This window comes from Stenotrophomonas sp. (assembly GCF_032099025.1).
Taxonomy (GTDB): domain Bacteria; phylum Pseudomonadota; class Gammaproteobacteria; order Xanthomonadales; family Xanthomonadaceae; genus Stenotrophomonas.
The window spans coordinates 1-4,992 of sequence record NZ_DAMCID010000041.1 but is presented as its reverse complement, the minus strand read 5'-3'; the positions used below and the strand labels follow the sequence as shown (position 1 = coordinate 4,992).

7 protein-coding genes are annotated in these 4,992 nt (G+C 60.0%); 4 read left to right on the top strand and 3 right to left on the bottom strand.

Annotated features, from left to right (window positions below; translation table 11 throughout):
* Positions 1–142: 142 nt before the first annotated feature.
* The 3 genes from RT456_RS18445 (at position 143) to RT456_RS18435 (ending at position 2,238) form a co-directional block, all read left to right on the top strand.
* On the top strand, positions 143–796 hold the full coding sequence (locus tag RT456_RS18445; protein ID WP_313348763.1) for a response regulator transcription factor: 654 nt from the start codon (positions 143–145) through the stop codon (positions 794–796).
* A gap of 299 nt (positions 797–1,095) precedes the next feature.
* A complete protein-coding gene (locus RT456_RS18440) occupies positions 1,096–1,623 on the top strand; it encodes a hypothetical protein (protein ID WP_313348761.1) in 528 nt (175 codons plus the stop codon).
* A gap of 111 nt (positions 1,624–1,734) precedes the next feature.
* The gene (locus RT456_RS18435; RefSeq protein ID WP_313348759.1) at positions 1,735–2,238 is read left to right on the top strand and encodes a hypothetical protein; all 504 of its coding nucleotides are present in this window, start codon (positions 1,735–1,737) and stop codon (positions 2,236–2,238) included.
* A 211-nt stretch (positions 2,239–2,449) separates the two neighbouring features.
* On the opposite strand, the gene RT456_RS18430 is transcribed toward RT456_RS18435, so the two are convergent.
* From RT456_RS18430 to RT456_RS18420, 3 genes are all read right to left on the bottom strand, one after another.
* On the bottom strand, positions 2,450–2,710 hold the full coding sequence (locus RT456_RS18430; protein ID WP_313348758.1) for a type II toxin-antitoxin system Phd/YefM family antitoxin: 261 nt from the start codon (positions 2,708–2,710) through the stop codon (positions 2,450–2,452).
* 205 nt (positions 2,711–2,915) lie between these two features.
* Entirely contained in the window at positions 2,916–3,281 is a 366-nt protein-coding gene (locus tag RT456_RS18425) for a DUF4288 domain-containing protein (protein ID WP_313348756.1), read from the bottom strand.
* A gap of 39 nt (positions 3,282–3,320) precedes the next feature.
* Positions 3,321–3,839 (bottom strand): hypothetical protein, encoded by a 519-nt coding sequence (locus RT456_RS18420; RefSeq protein ID WP_313348754.1) that lies wholly within the window; start codon positions 3,837–3,839, stop codon positions 3,321–3,323.
* Between the two features lie 206 nt (positions 3,840–4,045).
* Between RT456_RS18420 and RT456_RS18415 the strand changes: the two genes are divergently transcribed.
* Entirely contained in the window at positions 4,046–4,339 is a 294-nt protein-coding gene (locus RT456_RS18415; RefSeq protein WP_313348752.1) for a hypothetical protein, read from the top strand.
* Positions 4,340–4,992: the final 653 nt, after the last annotated feature.

The window sequence follows — 4,992 nt, the reverse complement described above, 5'->3', positions numbered from 1 at the left end:
CTGCGTGGCTGCCCCCGCACGCCCACCCCCCCCCCGTAGAGCCACGCCCTGCGTGGCTGCCCTCAGCCCATCAGCCCCACGTACACCCACGCCCCGCCTGCCACCCCCAACCAGCCCATCAAACTGCCCCTACAATCCCCCCATGAGCGAAATCACCATCCTCGTAGCCGACGACCACCCCCTGCTACGCGCCGCCGTCGTACATTCCCTACGCCAGGCACTCCCGGCAGTCCAGGTGATCGAAGTCGCCAGCGCCCAATCCCTGGAAACGGCCCTCGGCCAGACCCCCGAAATCGAACTGGTCCTGCTCGACCTCACCATGCCCGGCGCCCGCGGCTTCTCCTCACTGCTCCACGTACGCGGCTCACACCCCGACATCCCGGTGGTCATCGTCTCCTCCAACGACCATCCGCGCGTCATCCGCCGCGCCCAGCAGTTCGGCGCCGCCGGCTTCATCCCCAAATCCGCCCCCGCCGAGGCCATCGGCCAGGCCGTCCAGGCGGTACTCGAAGGCGGCCTATGGTTCCCGGCCATGTCCCCCGAGCGCTCCGAATCCGACGCCCTGCTGGCAGCCCGCCTCGCCCAGCTCACCCCGCAACAATTCCGCGTATTGCTGAGCCTCGCCGACGGCCTGCTCAACAAGCAGATCGCGTACGAACTGGGCCTGGCGGAAAACACGGTCAAAGTGCACGTCACCGCCATCCTGAAGAAGCTCGAATGCCACAGCCGCACACAAGCCGCAGTGCTGGTGAAGGCACTCGAACCAGAAGGCGACGCAGGAGCAGATCTGACGTAGAACCAGCACGATGCGGACGGCAGCGGACTAACAGTCCGCTCTACCCCGTCGCGTGTGCAGGCACGGCGTCCGCCGGACAAATCCGTCGCATGTGCAGGCACGGCGTCCCCCGAACAAACCCGTCGGAGGCGCGGACACGGCGACCCCCGAACAGATGATCGCCCGCGCTCCGGTAGGGTCGCATCCCAATCGACTGCCGATATGGCCCATCATCGCGGTAACGGCATGACCCAAACCGAAGGCGCGCTTTAACCTCCGTTCGCGCGAACCCGATAACAACCTCAAGGACGAGCCACACCATGCCACCAACCGGCGAACAGCTCTTCGCAAAATGCCTGAAGGCAGCCCTCCTGATCGGAGCAGGCTACTTCCTGTTCGCATTGGGCAGCCTGATGGTCACGATGGATTGCACATCAACCGGCCCCTCGGGCGTCTTCATGTGGTCATGGCTGCTCTCGCTCCCCTTCGTAGGTTTGTACGCAAGGGTCGACATCCTGCCGAAGGGGCTCTTCAAGGCCAACGTAACCTACGTGCGCATAGCCGCTGCATGTCTGCTATCGACCGAAGTGGTAGTCGCCGCGCACCTGGGTTCTCAGCTCTCGGCCTGCCAGGAAGTGAACGAAGGCGCGATCGTCCCGCCGGCCGCTTTCCTCATGCTCTACACGACAATAGCGATCTCGCTGCTGTTCGGCGACGGCTGGCTCGGCGTGGTTCGCACCGTTCTCCGCCGTGGCAGACGGCCGTTCGACTTCGCCAACCCCGACGGACCAAAGCCAATCGCCATCCCGCGCCACACCCCGCGCCGCAGCAGGAAGCGCAGGCGATAGCGCGCGGCGGGGTAGAGCGGACTGTTAGTCCGCTGCTCTTCGCTCTCCCGCAGAACCGCACGCCGGATCCATCATGAACGGATGGGCACCCACCATGACCAAGGCGCTCCCATGGCCAGCAATCCAACCCACGACCGAGAAGTATTTCCCGTTGGACTCCGCGCCAATCACGTTGACGTATGGCTCGCATGGGAAAGCCCTGGCAGCGGCGCGGACTACTTCTGGGCAACAGAAGAAGGGATTTTGCACGCTGACAGCCTGTCCGTGATGCTCGAAGAGATCCATCGCGTCGATGGTGGCGTAAAGGTCGGCATCGATGCGTACTTCGATGTGGACGGTGCCTTGCGGTGCCTTCGTGAGCACGCGGCGGTTGATCCGGAGTTGATGATCGATATCTGGAACCTGTTGACGGACCTTTCCCGCACACACTCCGGCCGGGGCGAGTTCTTCCGCGCCGATCTCTCCGACACCTACGACGCGTACTTCTCACGCTGCGAAGTGGCGGAGTTCGTCGGGCTGGAAGAAGGCGAGATTTCAGCAGAGGATCTAGAAAATGCAGGAAAAGTGCTGAAAGACGGGATCGCGCTGATCGAAGCGGCGATTCAACTGCGGTGACCCGCCAGCCGGGCGCCGGTAGAGCGGACTGTTGGTCCGCTGCTCTCCGCGCAAGGCCAACCATCACACGAGAGGCAGCCGATCAACACTCCGCTCTACGCGGTGCAGCAAGGCCGACCACACCTCAAAGCAGTGCTCCGATCACAAACCCGGCATCAGGCCCCAAGGGCGGGACTGAGCAGGTGGCTAGCGAAGTGCCCGCGAGCCAGTCTCAGTCGTCCATCTCTTCCATGAAGGCATCGGCATCGCCGAACTTTCCGTCAGCAAACTCTTTCTGGCCCTGTGCGATCAGCTTAAGAAGAGCAGGCGACTCCCGCTGGCGTTCAAACTGCGAAATATCTATCACCACCATCTTGGCTTCGCCATTCTGGGTGATGATGATTTGCTCCGGATGGGTTCGGAAATCCTTGACGATCTCTGCCGCGCGGGACTTCAGGTTGGAGGTTGGTCTAATTGGTTCGGCGAGTGCCATGGCGGTGCTCCACATGCTTAAGGTCAGAATGCCGTCCGAATCTCGTCCTGCCAAGGTGGGAGGAATCGTCCTGACAAGGGTCCTTTAACCTCTTCAACCCTGATGGGCCAGAGCCAATCGTCATGCCTCGCCATTACCCGCGCCGCATCAGGACGCGCACGCGGTTGCGCCGAGTGGACCTGGTAGCAACCATGGGGCTCCATCTCTACTCTATGTATACGACAGTCGTGCGGTCTCCCGCGGCAATTGCGTCAACCTCGCGCAGGCTGCCAACTTCCATCACCGAGTACGTCACTTCAACTCCTGAGCAGATCTTGCCTGCAGCGGTGTTTTCATCCGACTCGACGGCAATCAGCTTGCGTATCCCTGAAAAGCGATACTCCGCCCTCACTCCATTCGCTTCCAATGTACTCTCAGCCCCCACCATCTCGCGCTCCAGTGCGATCTTCTGTGCGCTCAGCAGGGCCTCGTCAGGGTCGATCGCATCAATGAGGTACACGTTCTCGTGCACCGGTATTGAAGTCTGACCCTCGTAACGATAGTGGAAAATTGCGTGTGCGCAGTACCACATGTCTCACCTCTTCATTCGATCAAGAGCAAGCGCTCGTCGTCAAACGCTCATCCATGCATCCAGCCAAGATGCACGCCATTCGCTTCGATAGTTCCGCTTCAAGGCGCAGCTGAACACTACGGCGGGGTGTTCGTCGTCAGTCGAGGCATGGAGCACTCCGTCGAGTGTGTAGTCGTCATAGCTCAGCCGTAGTGTCTGCGAAAGCAAAACGTTCTCTGGCAGCCCCGTCCCCGCATGCGCACGCGACGTAGCGTCAACACTGGGAACGGCAATCCGGCCGCGTGACTGCGACGAAGTGAGCGTCACGCCGGAGAGCGTGTACTGGCTGCCACCGCCGTTGGCCGTCAGGCTCAGGCGGTAGGGAGTAGGTCCGGTCGTTGGATCGTCTTCATAGGCATCGTCCACCAGCCTGGCTTGCACAATGACAGGTCCAGCCTTGCACTCCGCCGTCTCGTAGTCGTAGTAGTGGTATCTGTCGAAGACCATGACGAACAATGTCAGTAGTGCGCCGACAATCGCCAGGACCATTAGGATGGTATATCTGTTTGATTCGCTCATTTTGGCGCCGGCCCCCCGCCGACCGTTTAGGCGATTCCCAGCGAGTGCAGGGTGGCGCCCAGTGGATTATGCATCAAGGACCTGGCCAGGCGCGTACTGCCTTGGCTCGCATATGATCAACATAGATGCCAAGGCCGTTGTCGCACGCGCCAACGCGACAAATCGCGGGAATGCGTTCCGTTGACTGTGGATGTGGGGAATAGATCATGACAATGCTGGTGATCGGTTTCGTTGTGTTGCTGGTGCTGCTGTGCTACCTCGCAATCTCCGCGAAGACGGGCACGCGACGAGTGGTAGCGGTAATGGGAATGCTTCTCATGCAGGTCAGTACTTTTGTATGGATACAAATACTGGCGCGCGCCGCGTCTTCACGTGTGGATTCTGGACTGGAGAGCATGAGTGCCGCTGCCTTCTTCTATCAGATACGCCCAGTACTTTTGTTGCAGATTCTTCTTTGCTTCGTCCTTGTGATGGCCTGCGTTTCTAAGAGAAGAGCGTAGATATTCGCTTAATCGAGGAAGGAGTACTGGTAATCCCCCCCCGCAGGTTAGCAGCAGCCAAAAGTGGAATCTTCTCGCAACCTAACCCGAGGAGATCCCATGAAGAAGTCACGCTTCACCGACAGCCAGATCATCGCAGGATTCGCACCGATACAATCGAAGCGGGAATGGGCGGGACTCGTGGTAACGTTCCTGGCAATGATAGCGGTGACAGGCCGGGCGACCCCGTGCAGGTCACCAATCACACCGGCCGTAGCAATGAGCCCGGGGCATCCTGCAAGACGGTTGCGAACGTCAACGAGGCGAGGGTCAATGCCCAGCTTCAGATAGGGCGGTCACTCGGTAGATGGGGGCCGACCAATCATTGCCAATCATTTGTTGCGAAGACGCTTTGGAATGCAGGCACTGTTGACCAACAGGCGGAGCAGAACGAGCGATTGCTGAATTCGAAAGTTCCGGGGTTGAGGTGATTATGCGTAAACACTCTGTTCTCATTTTTATCGCGCTTCTATGTTCTTCGTGCGCTGAAGAACAACGAGGGGCGCCAGTAAATCAACTGGAAGATGAGCAAGTCGAATGCGCCAAGCCCGCTCGTCTTAAGATAGAGCCATGGGGAAAGGGCGGCGCATCAAAGGCGTGCGAAATCGCTGACG

What these genes read in the sequence shown, in the direction of transcription:
- RT456_RS18445 (WP_313348763.1), top strand. Translation starts at nt 143, where the DNA reads ATGAGCGAAATCACCATCCTCGTAGCCGACGACCACCCCCTGCTACGC.
- RT456_RS18440 (WP_313348761.1), top strand. Translation starts at nt 1,096, where the DNA reads ATGCCACCAACCGGCGAACAGCTCTTCGCAAAATGCCTGAAGGCAGCC.
- RT456_RS18435 (WP_313348759.1), top strand. Translation starts at nt 1,735, where the DNA reads ATGGCCAGCAATCCAACCCACGACCGAGAAGTATTTCCCGTTGGACTC.
- RT456_RS18430 (WP_313348758.1), bottom strand. Translation starts at nt 2,710, where the DNA reads ATGGCACTCGCCGAACCAATTAGACCAACCTCCAACCTGAAGTCCCGC.
- RT456_RS18425 (WP_313348756.1), bottom strand. Translation starts at nt 3,281, where the DNA reads ATGTGGTACTGCGCACACGCAATTTTCCACTATCGTTACGAGGGTCAG.
- RT456_RS18420 (WP_313348754.1), bottom strand. Translation starts at nt 3,839, where the DNA reads ATGAGCGAATCAAACAGATATACCATCCTAATGGTCCTGGCGATTGTC.
- RT456_RS18415 (WP_313348752.1), top strand. Translation starts at nt 4,046, where the DNA reads ATGACAATGCTGGTGATCGGTTTCGTTGTGTTGCTGGTGCTGCTGTGC.